Genomic DNA, 23,508 nt, shown 5'->3' with positions numbered 1-23,508 from the left:
TATAGCTTTATCTAATAATTACGAATAAATTTATTATATATTAAGTCGTACTAATTAACAAGTTTAAATTGAAAACGAAGATTATGCAATAGAATAGTGTTAAATATATATTTTATTATGTGTATTTTTATGAAATTTATAGATTTTATTTTAAAATTGATAAATTTGTTCCAAAAACATCATTGTTAGAATATTAATATAATAAGTGATTACTAACGGGAGGGGAGCCATGAAAAAGAAATTAACTCCAAAAGAGGTTGTGTTTAAATTTGAGGTGAATAAGATTCCCTTCAAAAATAATATGTCTATGATTCCACAATATGAAAAAGCATATAAGAAAATAAAAGCAGCAATTGAAATAGAAAAAGAAGGATATAATGTTTACTTAGTGGATGATTACTCTAAGGATAAAATGGATAATATAATAAATTATGTAAAAGAAATATTTAAAAATTACGATGCTCCAGATGATATATGTTATGTGGTTGAAGATGACATAAAAAAACCTGTACCTATGTTTGTCAGAAATGGACATGGAAATTTATTCAAAAATACTTTGGAGAAACTACAGGATTTAATAGCAAATAAAACCTTTGAATTCTACACAAACTCTATAAGTAAGGAGAAAGAAAACCTTGTAGAGAAAATACAGAAAAAAAGAAGTGAAATGATTTCTGCTCTAGTAACGGTATCTAAGGAAAATGGGTTCGATATAAGATCTAGCGAAGGGGGATTTACATTTATACCTTTAAATGAAGAAAAAGAAATGACAGAAGATGAATATGAAAATTTAGATGAGGAAACTAAAGAAGATATGTTATCAAGAGTAAATAATTTAAAAATAAAAACCAAAGAGATAATAGAGGAACTTAGAGATATGGAAATAAAAGAACTTGAAAAAATAAAAGAAATAATGAGGGAATATCTTTTAAATATAATAGAAAAGGAAGAAAAAAAATATTCTAAGTTGTTAGAATCAGATGTTCAAGTCAAAGAATATTTAAAATTTGTATCAAATAAAATATTAACAGAGTTACTTGAAAATTATACCGTAAATTATGAAGATGATGAAGAAAAAATTAATGAAATAATTTTTAAATATATTGTAAATGTAGTAGTAGATAATTCTAATAATAAAAAGCCACCAGTAATATTTGAAGAAGACCCAAGCTTAAATAATTTAATAGGTAGTATAGAATATGAAAATCATAATGGTATATATATATCAGACCCTTCTTTAATAAAAGCAGGTAGCATAATAAAGGCAAATGGCGGTTGTTTAATAATAAGGCTAAATAATCTTCTTAATAATCCACAATCATATTATTATCTAAAAAAAGTTTTATTAAACGAGAAGGTAGATTTAGATTATAATAAGGGCTATTTAGAATTACTAGCATTAAGTGGACTAAAACCAGAGCCAATAAAAATATCACCAAAGGTTATTTTAGTAGGAGATTATGAATTTTATGATGTGCTTTATAGAAATGATGAAGATTTTAAAAAAATATTTAAAATAAGAGCAGAATATAATCCCATTATAAAAATAAATAAAAATTCTAAAAAAGCACTTATAGGGCAAATAAAAATGTTTTGTAAAAATAATAATACTAGAGAATTGACTGAAGAGGCTATAAAAGAAGTAGCTAAATATTTATGTAGAAAAGCTGAAAGTAAGAATAAGTTATATTTTGAAAATGATGATGTTGGAAGTCTTATATTATTAGCTAATAATTATGCAAAAGAAAATGATAAAGACATAATAGACAAGGAAGATATTTTATCTGTTGCTTATGAAGATGAATTGATAGAATTAGAATTTCTTGAAGGATATAAAGAAAAAAGAAACTTAATACAAGTTAATGGAAGCAAGGTTGGACAAATAAATGGATTATCAGTAGTAGGTACTGGATATGTAAGTTTTGGTCGGCCATTAAAGATAACTTGTAGCTGTTATAAAGGTGATGGAAACATTATAGACTCCCAAAGAGATGCAAATTTAAGTGGTCAGATACACAATAAGGCTATAAGCATATTAAAAGGTTATATGAATGCGTTAAATGGAGGGTATAAAAAATTACCAGTAGATTTTCATCTAAGTTTTGAACAAGTTTATGGTGTAGTCAATGGAGATAGTGCATCAGTAGCAGAAGTTATTTGTATGTTATCATCTTTAACTAAAATTCCTATAAAGCAGAATATAGCTGTTACTGGTTCTATAAATCAGTTTGGTGATGTTCAACCAATTGGTGGAGTGAATGAAAAAATCGAGGGATTTTTCAAAGTATGTAAAAGCGTAGATGTAGTAGAAAACAAATGTGTATTAATACCAAAGTCTAATAAAGATGACTTAGTCCTTTGTGAAGAAGTAGAAGAAGCAATTAAAGAAGGGATATTTTCCATATATACTATGGAAAATATAGAAGATGCAATAAAGGTATTAATGGACAAAAGAAATTTGAATTTAGAAAGAATAAGAAAAATAATAGATAAGGAGCTCTTAAATTACAATGAAAAAAAATAAAAACCTTGATATTACAGTAAGGTTAAATAATTTTAAAATAAAAACCTATTTAGGGAAAAAACCAAAAATAATAGTTAAGGATTTACAAAGAAATAAGAAGTATAATTTTAATTTATGGAAGATAAAAAATTTAAGTATAGCAAGAAAATTATTAAGTAAATAAAGATAAAAAACACAACAAAAATTAATTTTGTTGTGTTTTTTTATTTAATAAGCCGTTATTTAATTATACTAAACGTTAAATCTAAAATTAACAACGTCTCCATCTTGCATTACATATTCTTTTCCTTCAAGTCTAAAATGGCCATTTTCTTTAGCAGAAGCTTCAGAACCACACTCAACTAATTTATCATAAGAAACTACTTCAGCTCTGATAAAACCTCGTTCTATATCGCTATGGATTTTACCAGCGGCAGCAGGTGCTTTAGTTCCATTTTTTATAGTCCAGGCTCTAACTTCTTGAACACCGGCAGTTAAATAACTAATAAGTCCTAATAATTTATAACTAGCTCCTATTAATTTATCAAGACCTGATTCTTTAAGACCATATTCTTCAAGCATTGAAAGTTTTTCTTCTTCATCAAGAGTTGAAAGTTCTTCTTCTAATCTTGCACAAATAACCATAGCTTCAGAATTTTCATTACTAGCATACTCTTTAACTCTTTTTACTAAATCATTTTCAAGATTTCCGTTCATTAAATCATCTTCGCTTATATTACAAGCGTATAAAACTGGTTTAGAAGTTATTAAGAATAATCCTTTTACAAATTCATCCTCGTCTTCTGTAACCTCAAGAGTTCTTACAGGTTTGCTTGCTTCTAAATGTTTTTTTATTCTTTCCATTAATTCATATTCAGATTTTGCTGTTTTATCCCCAGATCTAACTAGTTTTAAAGATTTTTCCATTCTTCTATCTAAAACTTCTAAGTCAGAAAAAATTAATTCTAGACTTATAGTTTCAATATCTCTAATTGGATCAACAGATCCATCAACGTGTACTATGTTTTCATCTTCAAAGCATCTTACAACATGCACTATAGATGCAACCTCTCTTATATGAGATAAAAACTTATTTCCAAGGCCTTCACCTTTACTAGCACCTCTAACAAGACCGGCTATATCATAAAATTCTATTGCAGTATGAATTTTTCTTTTTGTATTATACATTTTCTCAAGTACATCTAGTCTCTTATCTGGAACACTAACAACTCCTACGTTTGGTTCAATAGTACAAAATGGGTAATTAGCAGATTCTGCTCCAGCTTTAGTTATAGCGTTGAAAAGAGTACTCTTTCCTACATTAGGTAATCCTACTATTCCTAGTTTCATATGTAAATTCGTTCCTTTCCATAAAAAATATTCAAATTATAAAAATTTATATTTGCTTTTATTATAGAGTTTAAAAATTATACGGTTTAAACAACTATATGTAAGCTTTTGATTTGTAACAAAGCGACAATGTAGGGTTTCAAGTTGACTTTTAAAATTACTCATTCCAAAACTTGGATACCTAAAATAGTGATATATGCTCCGAATCATTTAGAATTCAACATTGTATCGTGCATAAAAATATTTTAAGGTTATTGAATAAATTTAAATTTGAGCTTGTTTCCCTATAATAATATTAAAGCTCTAATTTAATAATTAAAACTTTAACTTATATCACTGTATTAATTTCTAAATATAAACTATAAAACTCTTTTAAAATTATACTCTAGAACAAATTTAATTTCAAGAAAACTTGTAATTTCCTTAAGTGTTTTAATGTGGAGTTAATTATAATAAGAAAAAATCAAAATAAAAAGGAGTTTATACATAATAATTAGAAAATAAATATAGGATACAAAGAATATAACTAAAAATACTATTTAAAGATAAGGGGATTATATAAATGAGAAAAATTAAACATTTAGTTTTAGGGGAAATTATTACTTTTTTATTTTTTATTGTGACAGCTAAATTGTTTTGGATGGAAAGTTTTCCTGTACATGAAGAATTTGTGATTTTATGTTTAGTGATTATAGGGGGAATGATGATTATGTGTACATATATTATTTTGGATAAGTTAGAGGAAATAATATCTGATATTAATAAATTAAAAGATAAATAATTATAGGCAAACAACCTTACATTAAAATTTATTCAATAATTTAAAAATATTTTTATGCAGAATGTAGTGTTGAATTCTAAGTATTTAAAACTATAATCTAAATAATAAATAAAAATTTAAATACATATAATAAATAAAAAAATGTAAAATTAAAAAGATATTTACAGAAAAATAAACACTTAATAAAAAGAATACTATATTTCGACAAAAAATATACGAAATATATATATATATAAAGGAAAAAACAAGAAATAAACTAGGATATTTTAAAGGAATTTTAATATAGTGATAGAATATTTTATGATATAAATATTTAATAAAGTTTAAATTTTTAATGCATATGTAGTATTATATTATATAGGGATATTTTAAAAACAAGTATCTAATACTATAGAATACAAAGTTTTAAAATTTGAAACTAATTTATAATCATATATATTAATGAAATAAAACAATTTAAAATTTATTTATATGAAAAATTTGTTTTTATTGATGAATATAAAATTATTATATATACTTTAAATAATTTTATGATCATTAAAGCAAATATTTTAAATGATAAATTTATATCAAAACTAAAAAATAAATAGTTAAAGAATTAATTTTTTAAAATTTTTATTTATAAATCTTTTATAGTTTTTATTGTATTATTATATTATTATATTAAATAAAAAAGAACTAACATTTAAGGAGATATAGCAATGGATTTTAAACATGTATCAGTGTTACTAGATGAATGTATAGAAGCACTTAATATTAAAGAAGATGGAATATATGTAGACTGTACTTTAGGCGGTGGAGGTCATTCAAGTGAAATATTAAAAAAATTATCTGAAAAAGGTAGACTAATAGGTATTGACCAAGACAAAGATGCTTTAAAGGCAGCAAGTGAAAGATTAAAGGAATACAAAAATACAACATTTGTTCATAATAACTTTTATAATATAAAGGAAATTTTAGAAAATCTTAATATAGAAAAAGTGGATGGTATACTTATGGACTTAGGCGTATCTTCATACCAGTTAGATAATGCTGATAGAGGTTTTAGTTATATGAAAGATGCACCTTTAGATATGAGAATGGACAGAGAAAATTCATTATCTGCATATAATGTAGTTAATGATTATAGTGAAGAGGAACTTGCAGATGTAATAAAAAGTTTTGGAGAAGAAAGATTTGCAAAGAGAATTTCAAATTTTATTGTAAATAGAAGACCTATCGAAACAACATTACAACTTGCAGATATTGTAATGGCTGCAATTCCAGGTAAATTTAAAAAAGATGGAGGGCATCCGGCCAAGAGAACTTTTCAAGCAATAAGAATTGAAGTTAATAAGGAACTTATGATACTTAACAAAGCCATAGAAGATTCTGTGGAAGCTTTAAATAGTGATGGTAGAATTGCTATAATAACTTTCCATTCTTTAGAGGATAGAATAGTTAAAAATAAATTTAAAGAATTAAACGACCCATGTAATTGCCCTAAAGAGTTACCATTTTGTGTGTGCAATAAAAAACCAATAGTAAATTTAGTTAGTAGAAAACCAATTGAGCCATCAAAGGAAGAACAAGAAAATAACTCTAGAAGTAGAAGCTCTAAATTAAGAGTAGCTAGAAAAATTTAGTTCTAAAATTAGTGTGGGGGGAGTAAAATGGTAGTAGAAAAGGACAAAACAATTGTAAATGGAAGCAATGCATTAAAAACAACTGTTGCCGTAGAACGTAAAAAAGTTGAGAAACAAAAAAGAACTGGGGTAAAAGTAGACAAGCAAAAGATTATAAAAAAGAGACTTGGATTTATAAGAAATGTAGCATGCTCATTTGTAGTAGGAGTGTTTATTTTGTCCAGATATTCAGCGATATATAATACACAAATACAAATAAACGATAAAAAAGATGAGATTTCTAAATTAAAAGCTGATAATGAATCAATAAAAGTACAACTTATTAAATTTAATAATTTGAGCTATATAGAAGATGTTGCTGTAAATAAATTAGATATGCAAAAACCAGAAGCATCTAAAGCACTATATATGAATTTGGAAGCTAAAGAAGTCTCAACTAAAAATGATAATGCTAGTAAAGATTTATCCGATTCTTCTACAAAGAAAATTTTTGAAAAACTTAAGAAATTATTATTTTAAGACTTTTTACTATAAAGTTACTTGTTATATTTAGGTGAAAAGAATGTAGATTATATAATAAAAATTTTTAACATAATTTTAAATTGTTAGTTTATAACGTAAGAAATTTCTATATTCAGTTGTAACTTTGATTAATAAACTAAAAATAAAATTGGTATAGAAAATTTAATGTAATAAATATTTATTACATTAAATTTTTATATTAAGTGTATTAATATTTAAAAGTTATATAAGGGTATCTTATAATTTTTTAATGTAAAATATTAACAAATATTCAATAATATACAAATAAATTTGAAATACACTTAATATCCAGGAGTGCTTTTGGTGAAAAGTTTTAAACTAAAAATGTTTTAGCAAAAGTAATGTTTTGGGGGAATGTGTGTGGCTAAATCAGAGTTAAGAGATAAGATAAAAATAAAAAGAAGAGTAATAGGGTTAATTAGTTTAGCATTTGTAATATTTATTACTTTGATTATTAGGCTTAGTTACATAATGATTGTAAAAGGCGATGATTATAAGAATAGGGCAATAGTTCAGTGGACAAATGATGTAAGAGTAAGTGCTAAGCGTGGAAGAATCTTAGATCGAGATGAAAATGAACTTGCGGTAAGTGCCAATGTATATAGAGTAGATTTAGACCTTAATGCTCTTAGAGATTCTTTGGAAAGTCAAAATTTAACCATGGAAGATATTGCACCAGATGTAGCTGAAATATTAGACATGGAACCTAAGAAAGCTTTAAAAATAATGACGAAAAGGTTACCTAATGGAAAGTTAATGGGAAGTGCTATATTAAAGAGAAGAGTTGAAAAAGAAGCTGTAGATAAAATTAATGCATATCAACAAAAAAAAGATATAATAGGTTTTGTAATAACTCCAGATACAAAACGTTATTATCCTAATAATAATTTTGCATCTCATGTACTAGGGCATACAAATTCAGATGGTGATGGATTAACCGGTGTAGAATTATATTATAATAAGTATTTATCAGGTGTACCTGGAATTAAAATTGATGAGCTAGATACTAAAGATGAGAGCATTTCAAACAGTATATCTAATTATACTAAGCCTGTTGATGGAAAAGATGTAGTGTTAACTGTAGATAAGAATATGCAATCTTTTGCAGATAAGGCTGCTTCGCAAGCTTTAGAAGATAATAGTGCAAAAGCAGTATCAGTTGTAATTATGGATCCTAATAATGGTGAAATATTAGCAATGGCTAATAAGCCAGATTATAATCCTAATTCTCCTTGGCAAGAAGGTCTTAGTAATGATGAAACTCAAAAAATTTGGAGAAATAGGTGCATAAGTGATACATTTGAACCGGGATCTATTTTTAAAGTTGTTACAGCTACAGCAGCTATAGAAACTGGTAATGTTAAAGAAAATGATAGCTTTGTGTGTAGTGGTAGCATGACAGTTGGAGGAAGGAATATACACTGTTGGAAAAGAATAGGACATGGCACTCTAACTTTTCAAGAAATAATAAAAAATTCATGTAACGTTGGTTTTATGACTTTAGCAGAGAGGATGGGAAAAGAAAATCTTTCTCAATATATTGAAAAGTTTGGGTTTGGTAAAAAAACTGGTGTAGATTTACCAGGAGAGGCTTCTGGTATAATAAAACCTGTGGATAAAATTACAACAGTAGACCTTGCAACTATATCATTTGGACAAAGTAATACTTTATCTATAATGCAATATATGCAAGCATTTAATTCTATAGCAAATGGAGGAAAACTTATTACTCCGCATGTTATGAAGGAAATAATCCACTATGAGCCAAGTGGCGAAAAAGTTATTGATAATACCTATGAAACTAAAATTATAGAAGGAAATTTTAAAGAAGAAACTATGAAGCAAATGAGAGAGAATCTGGAAGCAACAATTTCATCTGGTGGAGGTTCTAAATGTTATATAGAAGGATATAAAATAGGAGGAAAGACAGGTACAGCTCAAAAGGTTGTTAATGGTGTATATGGACAGGGAAAATATGTATCTTCATTTGCGGGAATGTTTCCAGCAGATAACCCTAAGGTCACAGTTTTTGTATCAATAGATGAACCAGATCCATCAATGTATTATGCAGGACAGATAGCAGCACCAGTAGGAAAAATGATATTTACAGATATAGCTAATTATTTAGGGGTTAAGCCTGAATATAGTGAAGACTCTGATAAAGGAAAATTAAAGGATGTAAACATACCTGAAATTAGAGGCGTTAAAAAACAAGATGGTGTTAAAATTCTTAAAGATTTAGGATTAAAATATAGAGTTGAAGGTGAAGGAGAATTTATAGTTGATATAAATCCTAAACCAGGTATTTCTGTAAAAGAGGAAACAGAATTATTAGTATATGTAGGCAATGGAGAGGAAGATGATGAAAAAGTTTTAGTTCCAGACATTACTGGGTTAACACCTGAAAAGGCTGAGAGTATATTAAAGGAAATAGGATTAGAATTTGAATTCCAAGGTGAGGGACTTGTAATAGAACAAAGTATAGCTAAAAATCAAATAGTTTCTAAAGGAACGGTAATAACAGCACATTTATCAATACTTGATGATTAACCTAGTAATTTTATGAGGCAGGTATAATTTTTCATACAACTTATATAACTGCAGTTTGATTAGATTGGGATAAAGTAATGGAATTTTATTGATAACATTTAAAATATGGTGTATAACTATATATATTGATAAATTTATATGGTAGCATGCATAAGGTATGCTACCTATTCCCTTGTTATAGATAAACAATTAAAGATGTAATAATTTTTGTATAAGTAAAAATATGGTGTTCAAACCTTATATTAAGACTAATTTACATGATAGTTATGAATGAATTGTTTTAACTAGAAATTAAGTTTATGAAATAGCAATAGATTAAAGTTTAAGATGTATATCTATAATTAAGGTAATTAAAATAAAAAGATAAGTAGTTTATATAAAGGAGTGGAAATATGAAGCTATCTAAACTTTTAAATAATATAGAGTATAAAGTTATAAGAGGGAATAGTGATATTAATATAAATGCTATTCAATATGACTCTAGAAAAATACAATATGGAGATGCTTTTTTTTGTATAGAAGGCTTTGTTGTTGATGGACATGATTATATAAAAGCTGCTATAGAAAAGGGAGCAAAAGTTATTATAGTACAAAGAAATGTAGAAATTAGTGAAGATGTTACTGTTATTTTAGTTGAAAATAGCAGAAAAACTCTTGCAATAGCAGCTGGAAATTACTATGATAATCCAAGTGAAAAATTAAATGTTATAGGCATTACAGGAACTAATGGTAAAACTACATCAACTTTTATGATTAAATCTATACTAGAAAAGTGTGGTTATAAAGTAGGATTAATAGGAACAATTGCAAATTACATAGGAAATGAAAAATTGAAAAGTGAAAGAACAACACCAGAATGCTTAGAATTACAAGAGTTGTTTAAAAACATGGTAGATAATGGGGTTACTCATTGCGTTATGGAAGTGTCTTCTCACTCATTAGATCTTTATAGAGTATATGGAGTTAAATTTAAAGAAAGTATTTTTACAAATTTAACACAAGATCACCTAGACTTCCATAAAACTTTTGAAAATTACTTTAATGCAAAATTAAAATTATTTTTAGCAAGTGAAATGTCAGTAATTAATATAGATGACAGTTATGGAAAACAAATTAAAAATATAGCACATAATGAAATTATAACTTATTCTATTGATGAAGAGTCAGATTTAAAGGCATATGATTTAAATCTTCATTCAAGAGGTATAGAATTCAAAATAAATTATAAAAACAAAGCTGAAGTTATTAATCTTAGTATACCAGGAAAATATAATGTTTATAATGCATTAGGATGTATAGTTGCGGCTTTAAATGAAGGAGCAACTATAGAAAGCATAAAAGAAGGACTAAAATCTATAACAGTGCCTGGAAGATGTGAAATAGTAACGTTAAATCATAATTTAGGTTATGATGTTATAATAGATTATGCACACACTCCTGATGGATTAGAAAAAATTCTAAAATCTGTTAAGGAATTTACTACAGGAAGACTTATATCTGTATTTGGGTGTGGAGGAGATAGAGATAGCGTAAAACGACCAATAATGGGGGAGATAGGCGCAATATTAAGTGATATAGCAATAATAACTTCAGATAATCCAAGAACAGAAGATCCTTTTAAAATAATTGAGGATATAAAAAAAGGTATAAAAAGTGATAATTATATTGTTATAGAAAATAGAAGAGAAGCTATAAAAGAAGCTATGAAAATGGCAAAGAAAAATGATATTATAGTTATAGCAGGAAAAGGTCATGAGGATTATCAAGTACTAAAGAATAAAACAATTCATTTTGACGAAAGAGAAGTAATAGAAGACATTATAAAGGAGCTGTATTAGGTCATGGAATATTTATCAATTAATGAAATTGTTAATGCACTTAATGGTAAATTAATTTTAAATGGAAATATAGAAAATTTTAAATCTGTATCTATAGATAGTAGAAAAGTAAGAAAAGGTGATATATTCTTTGCTTTAAAGGGAGAAAATTTTGATGGACATAATTATTTAAAACAGTGTTCTGAAAATGGAGCTGGAATATTAATTGTTCATGATGAGAATTTTAAAAAAATAGATATAAAAGAATATACATCGGTGATTCTGGTAGAAGATACAAGAAAAGCATTAAGGGATTTAGCAGAATACTATAGAAAAAAAATAAATATAAAAGTTGTTGGAATAACTGGGTCTACAGGTAAAACTTCTACAAAAGATTTAGTTGCAGCCGCTTTATCAGAAAAATATAAGGTTTTTAAAACTAAAGGAAATTTTAATAATGAAGTTGGACTACCTCTTATGGTATTTGACATAGATAATTCTTATGATATAGCTGTTTTAGAGCTTGGTATGAGCAATTTAAATGAAATTCATAGATTAACAAAGATAGCAAGACCAGATATTGCAGTTATAACAAATGTGGGAATTTCTCATATCGAAAATTTAAAAACTAGAGAAAATATCTTAAAAGCAAAAATGGAGATAGTAGACTTTTTTGAAAAAGGTAATGTTTTAATTGTAAATGGTGATAATGATTTATTATCAATAGTAACTTCTAATGATTTTATTGTTGAAAAAATTGGTATAGAAAGTGATTATAATTTTAAAGCTTGTGACATAATTATAGGTGAAGAAAATATAAAATTTAATGTGTTAGAAAATAATTCTTTAATTGATGAGAAATTTAAAATTAATGTATTAGGAAAACACAATGTATTAAACTCATTGCTTGCAATTGCTGTAGCAAGAAAGTTTGATGTAAAATACAGTGATATAAACAAAGGGTTTGAAAATTTAGAAGCTACATCTATGAGACTAGATATCGAAAAATGCAATAAATTCACAATAGTTAATGATGCTTATAATGCTAGTCCAGATTCAATGGAAGCTGCAATAGATGTACTTAAAAATTTAAATGGAAAAAGAAAAATAGCAGTTTTAGGATCTATGAAAGAGTTAGGTGATGAATCATATAAAGCCCATATGGATGTTGCTAAATATGCAAAAAATAATAGCGTAGATATGTTACTAGTAATAAGTGAGTATTCAAATGCTTTTGAAGAAGGATTTGGGGATAATAATTTTAATATATTTACTTCTAAGGAAGAGGCTATAAACTTTTTGAAAAACAATATTCAAGATGAAGATGTATTACTTGTAAAAGCATCTAGATCAATGAAATTTGAGATTATTGTAGATGCAATGAAAGAGTTTGATGCTAAGGGGGTGATATAAATGAGTAAAGTTATATATTCAGTTTTAATAGCTTTAATAGTTACTTTAATTTTATCACCAGTTATGATTCCTTTACTTACCAAATTTAAATTTGGTCAAAGTATTAGAGAAGAAGGTCCCAAAAGCCATTTAAAGAAGGCTGGTACACCTACAATGGGCGGTATAATATTTATTTTAGCTACAGTTATAACTATGGTTATAATATTAAGAGATGTTAAACCAGAGGCAATGATTGCTCTTATTTCATTAGTTGGTTTTGGTATTATAGGTGTTATTGATGATTCTTTAAAGATAATACACAAGCATAATGAAGGATTAAAATCTTATCAAAAGATGATATTATTAGTTGCTTTAGCTATTTTCTTAGGATATTATTCATCACAAAGAATGGGTACAGATATAATAATTCCGTTTATAAATAGAACTATAGATTTAAGGTCTTTCTTTATTCCATTTATAGTATTTTATTTTGCAGCAACAACAAATGCCGTTAACTTAACTGACGGATTAGATGGACTTGCAAGTTCTGTTTCATTATTAGTAATGACATTTTTTGCATTGGTTAGTTTTGGTATGGGATATTATAATTTAGCAATTTTCTGCGGAGTTGTAGCAGGAGCGTTATTAGGATTTTTAAGATATAACTCTTATCCAGCACAAATTTTTATGGGGGATACTGGTTCTCTAGCGTTAGGTGGTGCAATAGCTGCAGTAGCTATGGTGCTAAAATTAGAAATTTTGATTTTGATAGTTGGAGGAATTTATGTTTTAGAAGTTTTATCCGTTATAATACAGGTAATATCCTTTAAACTAACAGGGAAAAGAGTATTTAAGATGAGTCCAATACATCATCACTTTGAATTATCAGGATGGCATGAAAGTAAAATAGTTGCTGTATTTTCCATAATTACAGTAGTTCTTTGTTTAATAGGTTTCTTATCAATTACACCTTAAAATAGTATTGGGGGAAATGAAATATGAAGAAAACCAAAAAAAAACTAGGGGAAATTGATTTTATACTTTTTGCTATAATTTTGACTTTAGTATGTTTTGGCGTGCTTATGGTTTATAGTGCTAGTTCATATTCTGCAGCATTTAAAAATAATAATGCAGAATTTTATCTTTGGAAGCAATTAATGTGGGCTTCTTTAGGGGTTATAAGTATGATAGTTACTATGAACGTAGATTATCATAAATATAAAAGATATACAGGTAAATTAATGATAATAACAATAGTATTATTATTATTAGTATTTGTTTTTCCACCAGTTAATGGTGCTAGAAGATGGATAAGTCTTGGACCACTAGGTTTTCAGCCATCTGAAATAGCAAAATATGTTGTTGTACTATTTATAGCAATGTTCATAGATAGAAAAGGTGAAAAAATAAAAAGTTTTAAAGAAGGAATAGTTCCTTGCTTAGCTGTAGCTGGGGTTTATGCAGGTTTAATATTAGCGGAAAAGAACTTAAGTATCACAGCTATAACAATGATGGTAGCACTTGTTATGCTTTTAATATCAGGTGTGGAGATGAAAAAATTCGCAAAGATATTTTTGCCAATTGTTGCACTTGGCGTAGTAGCTATAATATTTGAGCCTTATAGATTAAGAAGAGTAACTGGATTTATGGATCCGTGGAAAGATGCTCAAGGAGATGGATACCAACTTATACAATCTTTACTTGCGCTAGGGTCTGGTGGACTTACAGGAGTTGGTATAGGACAGTCAAGACAAAAATGTTTCTATATACCAGAACCACATACAGATTTTATATTTGCCATTGTAGGAGAAGAGTTAGGGTTTATAGGATGTGCATTTGTAGTAATTCTTTTTATACTATTTTTATGGAGAGGATTAATTGCAATTTTAAAATCTAAAGATATTTATGGCACAATGCTTGCAACAGGAATAGTTGCTATAATAACATTGCAGGCTATTATAAATATAGCAGTTGTTACAGTTTCAATGCCTACAACAGGGGTTCCCCTTCCTTTTATAAGTTATGGGGGTTCATCCTTAGTTATAAATATGACAGCAATGGGGATATTATTAAATATTACAAGGCAGAATAATTATAAAAGCTTATAAAATAATATGATTTAAAAATAAAATTGACATGGTTTGTGTCAATTTTATTTGTTTTTATTGAACTTTTAATAATGCTATTAAATTGATTTTTATAATGAATTTAATTTAAAATAGTGTTATCATATAAGTGGTGTTCTGTGAATATTTAAAAAAATGTATAAATGGTATATAATTAACTATAAATCAATAAAATGTAAATTTGTGAAAAATAGGTGAAGAAGATATGCTGACTGTAAAAAATAAAAAAAAATCTATTTTAGAGAATAAGGAAGAACTATTAAAGAAAAAGAAAAAAATTAAAAGAATTAAAAGAACCGCAACTTTTTTAATAATTCTTATTAGTATCCTTATAACTTTATGTTTAAAGTTACCTTATTTTAATATAGCTTCAATAGAGGTTGAAGGAAATCAAAATTTAAGGACTGAATATATAATAGAAGCCTCTAAAATTGCCGTTGGTAGAAACATATTTTTAACCAAAAAAAATGAAGCAATATCAAATATAAAAAATAATCCATATGCCACAAATGTTAAAATAAAAACTAAATTCCCTAATAAAATAAATATTGTAGTTACTGAAAGACAAGCAAGCTTTTATATTAAATCAAAAGAGGAATTTTTTATTATTGATAAAGATGGTATAGTTTTAGAAAAAGTAAAAAAAATAGAGAATAACAATCTAATTTATATAAATGATTTAGAGTTTAAAAATGTAGAATTAGGTGGTAAAATAGAACTTAAAAATCCAGAACGAATATCAACAATAAATAATTTATGTAATACAATTTATGAATATAATAAAAATGAGAAGAGAAAAATAAATACTATAGGATTAAATAATTTTGTAGATATAAAATTATATTGCGATGGTGACTTGTATATAAATATTGGAACAGAAGAAAATCTAAATGAAAAACTTACTAAAGCTATCAATATATTAAAAAATGAACAGTTGCAGGGAATAAAAGGGTATGTAGATGTAAGTTTTGATGGTAATCCAGTTATATATAGAAATTAATAGGAGGGCTTAAAATTGAAGAAGGTAACTAACCAACTTATAGTAGGTAGCATATTTTTAGTTTTAGGTTTTTTAGTAACAGTACAAATAAAAACTTTAAACAAACAGATTGCTGGAAAAGATGATACAACCAATAACAGTGAAATCTTAGTAGAAAATGAGCATTTAAAGAAAGAAAAAGAAGATCTTCAAAAAAAGATAGATGAATTGACATCAAAATCTAAAGAATTTGAAAGTGCAGCAGCTGGTAGGACAGAGGAAAGTACTTTATTGTTAGATGAGTTGCAACAAAGCAGGTTACAAAGTGGAAATGTAGATGTTAAAGGTCCAGGTATAACAATATATATAACCCCTAAAAGTAATTTGTTTAATAACAGTATAGAAGTTACTCCCATTAGCGATTTGGATTTGTTATCAATTGTGAATGAGTTAAATGCTGCAGATGCAGAAGCTATTTCTATAAATGATATAAGACTTACAAGTAGAAGTGGAATAAGAAGTGCAGGCAGTAATACTATTGTTATAAATAATGAAAGAATCTCACCTACAGCCAGGGTGGTAATAAAAGCAATAGGAAATAAAAAGCTTTTAGAAGGTGCTATTAATTTTCCAGGTAATATCCCATCAAAACTTCAAAAGACCTGTGATGTGACTTATGAAATGAAAGATGATATTTTGGTTAAAAAAACTAATGAAACTCAACAGTTTCAATATGTAAAACAAGTTGACAATGAATAAGGGGTGATTAAATGATAATATTTATAGGTTTGGTTTTAGGAATAATACTTGGTGTTGTTTTTAATATAAATATTCCAGTGAAATTCTCACCTTACATATCAGTGGCTATATTTGCTTGTATAGATTCGGTTTTTGGAGCAATAAGAGCTATGGTTAATAAAAATTTTAGAGCTGATGTGTTTATATCAGGGTTCTTTGGAAATGCATTGCTAGCAGCAGCAATGGTGTATTTAGGAGAAAAATTAGGCATACCGGTATATTTGGCTGCAATAATAGTATTTGCAGGAAGAATATTTAACAACTTCGCTATAGTAAGAAGGTTGTTTTTAGACAAAACTAAGTTCCATAATTGAGGTGATGTAAGTGCGAAACAATGAAGCCACTCTATTTGTATTTATAGCATCAATAATTGTTGGCGTTTTAATTTCGATGAATATAGAAATAGGGGATAATACTAGATATCTTGATATGGATCAATATGAAGAAGCGTACAATGAAAAAGCAAATTTGCAAAGAGATATTATATCATTACAAGATCAATTAAATTTCTTAGAAAATAAGATAAAGAAATATGAAGAAAGTTCTTATTATACATCTGAGGTAATGCAAGAAATAGATAAAGAACTTAATGACAATAAACTATTACTAGGAACATCAAAGGTAAAAGGAGAAGGAATAAAAATAACATTAAATGATGCTCCACAAGTTGCTTTTGGACAAAAGTATACATCAGACATGTTGATACATGATAAAGATATTATTAAAGTAATAAATGAATTAAGAAATGCAGGGGCAGAAGCTATTGCTGTTAATGATTATAGGGTTGTATCGAGCAGTTATGGATTTTGTGCAGGTTCTAACATAAATGTAGGAGGAATAAAAGTAGTAGCTCCATTTTATATAACTGCAATAGGTAATAAAGATGTTATGGAAAACTATTTAACAACTCAAGAAAATCATGTTAAGGCATTAAAAAGAAGAGAGTGTTATGTTGACATCGAGACTTTGTCATCTTTGGAAATCCCAGCTTATAGTGGTATTATAAAAAATAATTATTTAACTGAAAATATGGAAAAATAGTATCAAATATTTACGTATTTTGAAGGAGTTTTTGTTTAAAATGAAGAATATAATAAATATATTGATAAAGATTGAGATTTTTTAACAAATTTATATTTTTACGTAAAATATTTAGTGCAAATAATTTAATTACTTATATTTATAGAATTAATATTAGTAATAAATTTAATTGAATTTAAGCTAGAATTATTGAATGCTAAAAAGAATAGCATTATAATAAGAAAAATAGATAAATTTTCTAAAATACTAATATTAATTGAGAAAAATAAAAATAATAGCTTAAACTTTATGAATTTTATTCGAAATATAATATATAATTAAATTTAATTTATAAAATGGCTTAAAATAGAATAATATGCTTGTTTAAGGAGGATATTATAATGACGATAAAGGAAAATTATAAAAATGTAGTTAGTGAATTGTCGAAGGACATTGTCCTTGTAGCGGTTTCTAAAACAAAACCTGTAGAAGACATAAAAGAGATATATGATGCTGGTTGCAGAGAATTTGGAGAAAATAAGGTTCAAGAACTTATTGAAAAATATGAAGAGCTTCCAAAAGATATTAGTTGGCATTTAATAGGTCATTTACAAAGAAATAAAGTAAAATATTTAATTAACAAAGTAAAACTTATACATTCATTAGATAGTGTAAGATTATTACAGGAAATAGAAAAACAATTTTCAAAATCAAATGTTATAGCAAATACGTTGATTCAAATTAACATAGGCAGGGAAGAAAGTAAGACAGGTATAATGTTAGAGCATCTAGATGAACTTTTACAAGAAGTTGAAAAATGTGAATATGTAAAGGTAAGAGGAATTATGGCAACTATACCTAAAGGTGATGAAAAAAGTTGTAGAAAGTATTTTTCAGATATGAAAAATATATTTGATAATTTAAAAGAAAAGAAATTAAAAAATGTATCTATGGAATATTTATCTATTGGAATGAGTGGAGACTATAAATATGCTATTGAAGAAGGTAGCAATATGATTAGAATAGGCTCAGCTTTATTTGGAAAAAGAAATTATGATTTAAATTAAATTTATTTAAAGTGGGAGGAGACATATTAATGGAAGGAAAGATTTGGGATAAATTTGCCAATGCAATAGGAATAGGGGTTCAAGATGATTTAGAAGAAGGGGAAGAAGAAGTTTCAGCAACAAGTGAAGAAATTTTTGAAGAAAATGAATTAGATATTGAGAACTTTGGAACAAATAAAAAGCAAAATAAAATAGTAAATATACACACAGCTACTTCAGCAAAAGTCGTAATAATAAAACCACAAAATTATGATGAGGCTAAATCAATTGTAGATAATTTAAAAAGTAGAAAAATAGTTTTAGTAAATATAAATGGTATAGAGCAAAAAGTTGGACAAAGAATATTAGATTTTTTAATAGGTGCAGTATATTCGCTAGAAGGAGATCTTCAACAAGTTGAAAAAGGTGTATTTATTTTGTGTCCCTCAAATGTTGAGGTAACTAATGATTTAAAAAATGAGTTGTCAAGCAAGGGGCTTTTTGGTTTGCAAAGATAATGGAGGGTTAAACTAGTGCTTATAATAAGAATAGTAAGTATGTTTTTTGAGGTAATAAAGGTAGCAATACTTGTAGAATGTTTATTATCCTGGGTGCCGAATGCTCGTTATGGGAAAATAGGGACTATAGTTCGAACAATTACTGAGCCAATAATGGTTCCGTGCGAGAAAATCAATGATAAACTTTTTAAAGGATTTCTTTTAGATTTTTCGCCAATCATTGCATATTTTTTAATTTATATTATAGAAAGTATAATATTAAGGCTATTAATGGTAATACTATAATATATGATGAATAAAAAAGAATTTTTGAATCATTTCAGTGGATATGATGAAAATATTATATATAAACTATATGATAAGCTTTTATTAGCGGATAAAACTAATAAAGTAGTCTATTCAAGATTTTTTATATATAGAGGGATTTATAATAAACTCAAATCCATAGAAAAAAGCATTGATATAAAAATATATTGCAATGGAATATTTGAAGAATGTGAAAGAGTAATGATTTCTATAAGTAGTTATGAAATACCGAGTTATTATCCTATGGTATTATTAAAAATAGTAAATAAGTCAAAATTTAAGAATTTAAGCCATAAAGATTATTTAGGATCTATAATGGCTCAAGGAATAAAAAGAGAACTTTTAGGGGATCTGATAGTTCAAGATAATAGTGCCTATGTTCCCGTAGTAGAAGAAATTGTAGATTTCTTAATGTTAAATCTTAATTCTATAGGAAAATGTCCTTGTGAAGTTATTGAACTACAGGATAATGTTTTAAACATACCTAAAATAAACTTTGAAGAAAAAATTATAATAGTTACTTCTTTAAGATTAGATAATATTATAAGTGGTATTTGTAATATATCTAGAAGTAAGGCGTTAGATTTAATACAATGTGGTAGAGTTTTAATAAATTACGTAGAAGAAACTAGAAAAGATAAAATTATAATTAAAGAGGATATAGTAACTATTAGAACTTATGGAAAATTTAAAATAGGAGAAGTTATAGGGAAAACTAATAGTGATAGATTTAAAATTTCCATAAAAAAGTACAATTAATTAGGGGTGAGTTAAATTATGAAGTTAACTGCAATGGACATTAACAATAAAGAATTTAAAAAAGTTATGAGAGGTTATAGTACAGAAGAAGTAGAGGAATTTTTAGAAAAAATTGCAGAGGACTATGAAGCTATATATAAAGAAAATACAACATTAAAGGAAAAAATAACAGTTTTCCAGGATAAGTTGGAACATTATAGCAAAATAGAAAGTACTATACAAAGTACCTTATTGCTAGCTCAAAATGCTGCTGAGCAAGCAAAAGTAACTGCAGAGAATGAGGCAACTTTAATTGTTAAAAATGCAAATGAAACAGCAAAGAGGATTTTAGATAAATCACATAACGATGTACTTCAAATAAATGATGATTTTGATAAAACAAAACAAGAATTTTTAAAATTTAGAACTAAATTTAGAAACTTTATGACAAGTCAAATAGAAATGTTTGAAACATTAGAAAAAGATTTTGATAAAAATTATAACATTTCTAGTGCTGTAGATGAAGTTTTACAAGAAGTTGCAATAGAAAATATTAAGGAAATAGATTCTAATACACAAGAAATTGCTTACGATGCTAAGGAATTAGATGAAATAAAAAGTTTTTTTGTAAATGAATAAAAAAATAAGACTTTTAGGGTAGAATTACTTTAGAAGTCTTTTTGTTATTTAAAGTTTAAATATGTAAATAATTTTATTATATGGTTTTTTAATATGATATAATATACATATATTTTAAATGAATAAGTAATAATTTGTAAAAAATTTAATTTATAAGATTTATATGAGAGGTGATAGGTGTGAAAGAAATCACTGTGAAAAGCAATATTAGACCTTATAAAGTATATATGGACAACGACTTAAATAAACTATATTTAGCTTTGAGTGAAAATAAAATCAAAAATACAGACAAATTTATTATTATAACTGATAGTAAAGTAAACTCTATATATAAGAAAAATATTAAATCTTTTATGAGAAAGTTTCATTATGATATTTTTGTCATGGATGAAGGTGAAGAAAATAAAAGTTATAAAACAATAGATAGAATATATAAATTTCTTATTGAAAATAATTGCGATAGGAATACAGTTTTATTTGCCTTAGGTGGAGGAATAGTTGGAGATATAACAGGCTATGTAGCTGCTACTTATATGAGAGGTATAAGATATGTAAGCATTCCCACTACGCTTTTGTCTCAAGTAGATAGTTCAGTAGGTGGAAAGGTTGCATATAACTTAAACAATGTAAAGAATGTTATAGGCACTTTTTATGACCCAACTTTTGTTTTCATATCTGTAAATTTTTTAAAAACATTAGAAGAAAAAGAATTTATAAATGGATTATGTGAAGTTATCAAGTATGGAGTCATAAAAAAACAAGAGATCTTAAAATATATTACTGATAATTTAAAAGGTATATTAGAACTTGAAAATGATAAATTATTACATATAGTTAAGGAATGTATAAAAATAAAATCGGAAGTAGTTGAAAGTGATTATAATGATTTAGGATATAGAAATATATTAAATTTTGGTCATACAGTAGGTCATGGAATTGAAATTGACTCTAATCATAAAGTAAGTCACGGAATAGCAGTAGCACTTGGTATGCTAGTTGCAATAAAAATATCCGAAGATAAATTGAATTTAAATGAAAGTTTTTATGAAGAATTAGAAACTCTTTATAAAAAAATAAATATTCCTACAACATATAAAGTTGACAATAGAAAAGGATTTTTGTATTCTATAAATCATGATAAGAAAATGGAAAATAATAAAATCAAATTTACCCTTTTAGAGGACATTAATAAATGTTTAACTAAAATAGAGGTTGATGAAGAAGAAATTTTAAAAGCAATTGATAAAAGTATAGGGAGGAATTTTTAAAATGGTAATAGGAATTATAGGAGCAATGGACGAAGAAGTAAAAGGTCTTATAGATGAAATGGACATAGAAAGCAAAAAAAATAAAGCAATGATGGAGTTTAACAAAGGAACATTATACGGTAAAAATGTTGTTATTGTAAGATGTGGAATAGGTAAAGTTAATGCTGCAATTTGCACTCAAATTTTATGCGATGATTATTATGTAGATAAAGTTATTAATGTTGGAATAGCTGGTGGAATAGGTATGGAAATATATCCTGGAGATATAGTTATAGGTTCAGATTTAGTACAACATGACATGGATACTTCTGCATTTGGAGATAAAATTGGTCAAATACCGAGATTAGATGTTTTTGATTTTAAATGTGATGAAAAATTAGTAAAACTATGCAAAGAAGCATGCAATCAATTGAAAAATCATAAAAGCTTTGTTGGAAGAATAGTTTCAGGCGATCAATTTATTGGTAATGTTGAAAAAATAAAATGGTTAAATTCAGAATTTAATGCATTAGCATGTGAAATGGAAGGTGCTAGTATAGCACATGCTGCATATTTAAATCATGTTCCATTTGTAGTAATAAGATCTATATCAGATAATGCTAATAATGGAGCTCACATAGATTATGAAAAATTTAAGGATATAGCAGTAGAGAATTCAAATAACATATTAAGATATATGTTAAAGTCAATGTAGGTGATACTTAATGTTATTGGAAGATAAAAAGTCTAAAAAACAGAAAAATGTAAGAGTAAGAGATATAGTTATAGGTGGACCAGAAAAAGTTATAATATCTGGACCATGTTCAGTAGAAGATTATGAAACTATGAGAAAAATAACTAGTGGATTAAAAAAATGTGGTGTGCAAATTTTAAGAGGTGGGGCATTTAAACCAAGAACTTCTCCATATGATTTCCAAGGACTAAAACATGAAGGTGTTAAAATACTTCATGAAGTAGGAAAAGAATTTGATATGCCAATAGTTACTGAAATTATGGATGCAAGAGATTTAGAATCTTGTGCAGAGCATTTGGATATGATACAAGTAGGATCTAGAAACATGTATAACTATACTCTTTTAAAAGAACTTGGAAATTATAATATACCAATACTTTTAAAAAGAGGAATGAGTGCTACTCTTACAGAATGGCTAAATGCAGCAGAATACATAATAAGTAGTGGAAATCCAGATGTTGTTCTTTGTGAAAGAGGTATAAGAACTTTTGAAACTTATACAAGAAATACATTAGATTTAAACTTAGTTGCTGCAATAAAAGAAAATTATAACATACCAATAATAGTTGATCCAAGTCATGGTACAGGGCGAAGAGAACTTGTAGGGAAAATGTCTTTAGCAGGAATTGTAGCAGGAGGAGATGGCGTTATAATAGAAAGTCATATAAATCCTGATAAAGCTATATCCGATGCCAAACAAACAATATCAATAGAAAACTTAAGTGAAATAATTTCTAATATAAAAAAAATAGAAAATTTATTTTAGGAGAGTATAA

The 23,508-nt window shown here is 26.6% G+C and carries 23 protein-coding genes; 22 read left to right on the top strand and 1 reads right to left on the bottom strand.

Annotation, left to right across the window (positions count from 1 at the left end):
- The first annotated feature begins 229 nt into the window (after nt 1-229).
- Both ACYUE0_RS06230 and ACYUE0_RS06225 read left to right on the top strand, forming a co-directional pair.
- Nucleotides 230-2,524 carry an AAA family ATPase gene (locus tag ACYUE0_RS06230; protein WP_061994879.1) on the top strand — a complete coding sequence of 765 codons (2,295 nt, stop codon included), beginning with the start codon at nt 230-232 and terminating at the stop codon, nt 2,522-2,524.
- Entirely contained in the window at nt 2,511-2,687 is a 177-nt protein-coding gene (locus ACYUE0_RS06225) for a hypothetical protein (protein ID WP_157450845.1), read from the top strand. Before ACYUE0_RS06230 ends, ACYUE0_RS06225 begins: the two co-directional genes overlap by 14 nt.
- A 68-nt stretch (nt 2,688-2,755) precedes the next feature.
- On the opposite strand, the gene ychF is transcribed toward ACYUE0_RS06225, so the two are convergent.
- Nucleotides 2,756-3,853: a redox-regulated ATPase YchF gene (gene ychF / locus ACYUE0_RS06220; RefSeq protein WP_061994878.1), complete on the bottom strand. Its 1,098-nt coding sequence runs from the start codon at nt 3,851-3,853 to the stop codon at nt 2,756-2,758.
- 562 nt (nt 3,854-4,415) lie between these two features.
- On the opposite strand from ychF, the gene ACYUE0_RS06215 reads away from it, so the two are divergent.
- The 20 genes from ACYUE0_RS06215 to aroF all read left to right on the top strand — a co-directional run bounded on the left by ACYUE0_RS06215 (nt 4,416) and on the right by aroF (nt 23,498).
- Nucleotides 4,416-4,634 (top strand): hypothetical protein, encoded by a 219-nt coding sequence (locus tag ACYUE0_RS06215; RefSeq protein ID WP_460269894.1) that lies wholly within the window; start codon nt 4,416-4,418, stop codon nt 4,632-4,634.
- A gap of 701 nt (nt 4,635-5,335) precedes the next feature.
- Entirely contained in the window at nt 5,336-6,259 is a 924-nt protein-coding gene (rsmH, locus tag ACYUE0_RS06210; RefSeq protein ID WP_061994876.1) for a 16S rRNA (cytosine(1402)-N(4))-methyltransferase RsmH, read from the top strand.
- A gap of 27 nt (nt 6,260-6,286) precedes the next feature.
- Nucleotides 6,287-6,778, top strand: coding sequence for a septum formation initiator family protein (locus tag ACYUE0_RS06205; protein WP_061994875.1), 492 nt, complete (start codon nt 6,287-6,289; stop codon nt 6,776-6,778).
- 384 nt (nt 6,779-7,162) lie between these two features.
- Entirely contained in the window at nt 7,163-9,352 is a 2,190-nt protein-coding gene (locus ACYUE0_RS06200; RefSeq protein WP_460269893.1) for a stage V sporulation protein D, read from the top strand.
- 392 nt (nt 9,353-9,744) lie between these two features.
- Nucleotides 9,745-11,190, top strand: coding sequence for a UDP-N-acetylmuramoyl-L-alanyl-D-glutamate--2,6-diaminopimelate ligase (locus ACYUE0_RS06195; RefSeq protein ID WP_460269891.1), 1,446 nt, complete (start codon nt 9,745-9,747; stop codon nt 11,188-11,190).
- Nucleotides 11,191-11,193: 3 nt separating this feature from the next.
- Nucleotides 11,194-12,582: a UDP-N-acetylmuramoyl-tripeptide--D-alanyl-D-alanine ligase gene (locus ACYUE0_RS06190; protein WP_460269890.1), complete on the top strand. Its 1,389-nt coding sequence runs from the start codon at nt 11,194-11,196 to the stop codon at nt 12,580-12,582.
- Nucleotides 12,583-13,536 (top strand): phospho-N-acetylmuramoyl-pentapeptide-transferase, encoded by a 954-nt coding sequence (mraY, locus tag ACYUE0_RS06185; RefSeq protein WP_460269889.1) that lies wholly within the window; start codon nt 12,583-12,585, stop codon nt 13,534-13,536.
- A gap of 23 nt (nt 13,537-13,559) precedes the next feature.
- Complete coding sequence (gene spoVE / locus ACYUE0_RS06180; protein WP_460269888.1) at nt 13,560-14,669, top strand: stage V sporulation protein E; 1,110 nt, start codon at nt 13,560-13,562, stop codon at nt 14,667-14,669.
- A gap of 223 nt (nt 14,670-14,892) precedes the next feature.
- Nucleotides 14,893-15,687, top strand: a complete 795-nt coding sequence (locus tag ACYUE0_RS06175) for a cell division protein FtsQ/DivIB (RefSeq protein WP_061994869.1) — start codon at nt 14,893-14,895, stop codon at nt 15,685-15,687.
- 15 nt (nt 15,688-15,702) lie between these two features.
- Nucleotides 15,703-16,425: a DUF881 domain-containing protein gene (locus ACYUE0_RS06170; protein WP_460269887.1), complete on the top strand. Its 723-nt coding sequence runs from the start codon at nt 15,703-15,705 to the stop codon at nt 16,423-16,425.
- 11 nt (nt 16,426-16,436) lie between these two features.
- Complete coding sequence (locus tag ACYUE0_RS06165; protein ID WP_061994867.1) at nt 16,437-16,778, top strand: small basic family protein; 342 nt, start codon at nt 16,437-16,439, stop codon at nt 16,776-16,778.
- Between the two features lie 10 nt (nt 16,779-16,788).
- Entirely contained in the window at nt 16,789-17,505 is a 717-nt protein-coding gene (locus ACYUE0_RS06160; RefSeq protein WP_061994866.1) for a DUF881 domain-containing protein, read from the top strand.
- Between the two features lie 380 nt (nt 17,506-17,885).
- On the top strand, nt 17,886-18,551 hold the full coding sequence (locus tag ACYUE0_RS06155) for a YggS family pyridoxal phosphate-dependent enzyme (RefSeq protein WP_460269886.1): 666 nt from the start codon (nt 17,886-17,888) through the stop codon (nt 18,549-18,551).
- 29 nt (nt 18,552-18,580) lie between these two features.
- On the top strand, nt 18,581-19,048 hold the full coding sequence (locus tag ACYUE0_RS06150) for a cell division protein SepF (protein ID WP_010292327.1): 468 nt from the start codon (nt 18,581-18,583) through the stop codon (nt 19,046-19,048).
- A 15-nt stretch (nt 19,049-19,063) separates the two neighbouring features.
- A complete protein-coding gene (locus ACYUE0_RS06145) occupies nt 19,064-19,333 on the top strand; it encodes a YggT family protein (protein ID WP_061994864.1) in 270 nt (89 codons plus the stop codon).
- A gap of 3 nt (nt 19,334-19,336) precedes the next feature.
- Complete coding sequence (locus ACYUE0_RS06140; RefSeq protein WP_460269885.1) at nt 19,337-20,113, top strand: YlmH family RNA-binding protein; 777 nt, start codon at nt 19,337-19,339, stop codon at nt 20,111-20,113.
- Between the two features lie 18 nt (nt 20,114-20,131).
- The gene (locus ACYUE0_RS06135; RefSeq protein WP_061994862.1) at nt 20,132-20,731 is read left to right on the top strand and encodes a DivIVA domain-containing protein; all 600 of its coding nucleotides are present in this window, start codon (nt 20,132-20,134) and stop codon (nt 20,729-20,731) included.
- A gap of 179 nt (nt 20,732-20,910) precedes the next feature.
- Entirely contained in the window at nt 20,911-21,999 is a 1,089-nt protein-coding gene (aroB, locus tag ACYUE0_RS06130; protein WP_460269884.1) for a 3-dehydroquinate synthase, read from the top strand.
- Nucleotide 22,000: 1 nt separating this feature from the next.
- Entirely contained in the window at nt 22,001-22,693 is a 693-nt protein-coding gene (locus ACYUE0_RS06125; protein ID WP_460269883.1) for a 5'-methylthioadenosine/adenosylhomocysteine nucleosidase, read from the top strand.
- Between the two features lie 10 nt (nt 22,694-22,703).
- Entirely contained in the window at nt 22,704-23,498 is a 795-nt protein-coding gene (aroF, locus tag ACYUE0_RS06120; protein ID WP_061994859.1) for a 3-deoxy-7-phosphoheptulonate synthase, read from the top strand.
- Nucleotides 23,499-23,508: the final 10 nt, after the last annotated feature.

Source organism: Clostridium sp. CTA-19 (genome assembly GCF_054767855.1).
Note: the sequence above shows the minus strand (reverse complement) of the source record. Positions and strands in the feature narration are given on the sequence as shown.

Bases quoted from the DNA above. Each gene is read 5' to 3' on its own strand.
- ACYUE0_RS06230 (WP_061994879.1), top strand. From the start codon at position 230: ATGAAAAAGAAATTAACTCCAAAAGAGGTTGTGTTTAAATTTGAGGTG.
- ACYUE0_RS06225 (WP_157450845.1), top strand. From the start codon at position 2,511: ATGAAAAAAAATAAAAACCTTGATATTACAGTAAGGTTAAATAATTTT.
- ychF (WP_061994878.1), bottom strand. From the start codon at position 3,853: ATGAAACTAGGAATAGTAGGATTACCTAATGTAGGAAAGAGTACTCTT.
- ACYUE0_RS06215 (WP_460269894.1), top strand. From the start codon at position 4,416: ATGAGAAAAATTAAACATTTAGTTTTAGGGGAAATTATTACTTTTTTA.
- rsmH (WP_061994876.1), top strand. From the start codon at position 5,336: ATGGATTTTAAACATGTATCAGTGTTACTAGATGAATGTATAGAAGCA.
- ACYUE0_RS06205 (WP_061994875.1), top strand. From the start codon at position 6,287: ATGGTAGTAGAAAAGGACAAAACAATTGTAAATGGAAGCAATGCATTA.
- ACYUE0_RS06195 (WP_460269891.1), top strand. From the start codon at position 9,745: ATGAAGCTATCTAAACTTTTAAATAATATAGAGTATAAAGTTATAAGA.
- ACYUE0_RS06190 (WP_460269890.1), top strand. From the start codon at position 11,194: ATGGAATATTTATCAATTAATGAAATTGTTAATGCACTTAATGGTAAA.
- mraY (WP_460269889.1), top strand. From the start codon at position 12,583: ATGAGTAAAGTTATATATTCAGTTTTAATAGCTTTAATAGTTACTTTA.
- spoVE (WP_460269888.1), top strand. From the start codon at position 13,560: ATGAAGAAAACCAAAAAAAAACTAGGGGAAATTGATTTTATACTTTTT.
- ACYUE0_RS06175 (WP_061994869.1), top strand. From the start codon at position 14,893: ATGCTGACTGTAAAAAATAAAAAAAAATCTATTTTAGAGAATAAGGAA.
- ACYUE0_RS06165 (WP_061994867.1), top strand. From the start codon at position 16,437: ATGATAATATTTATAGGTTTGGTTTTAGGAATAATACTTGGTGTTGTT.
- ACYUE0_RS06155 (WP_460269886.1), top strand. From the start codon at position 17,886: ATGACGATAAAGGAAAATTATAAAAATGTAGTTAGTGAATTGTCGAAG.
- ACYUE0_RS06150 (WP_010292327.1), top strand. From the start codon at position 18,581: ATGGAAGGAAAGATTTGGGATAAATTTGCCAATGCAATAGGAATAGGG.
- ACYUE0_RS06140 (WP_460269885.1), top strand. From the start codon at position 19,337: ATGATGAATAAAAAAGAATTTTTGAATCATTTCAGTGGATATGATGAA.
- ACYUE0_RS06135 (WP_061994862.1), top strand. From the start codon at position 20,132: ATGAAGTTAACTGCAATGGACATTAACAATAAAGAATTTAAAAAAGTT.
- ACYUE0_RS06125 (WP_460269883.1), top strand. From the start codon at position 22,001: ATGGTAATAGGAATTATAGGAGCAATGGACGAAGAAGTAAAAGGTCTT.
- aroF (WP_061994859.1), top strand. From the start codon at position 22,704: ATGTTATTGGAAGATAAAAAGTCTAAAAAACAGAAAAATGTAAGAGTA.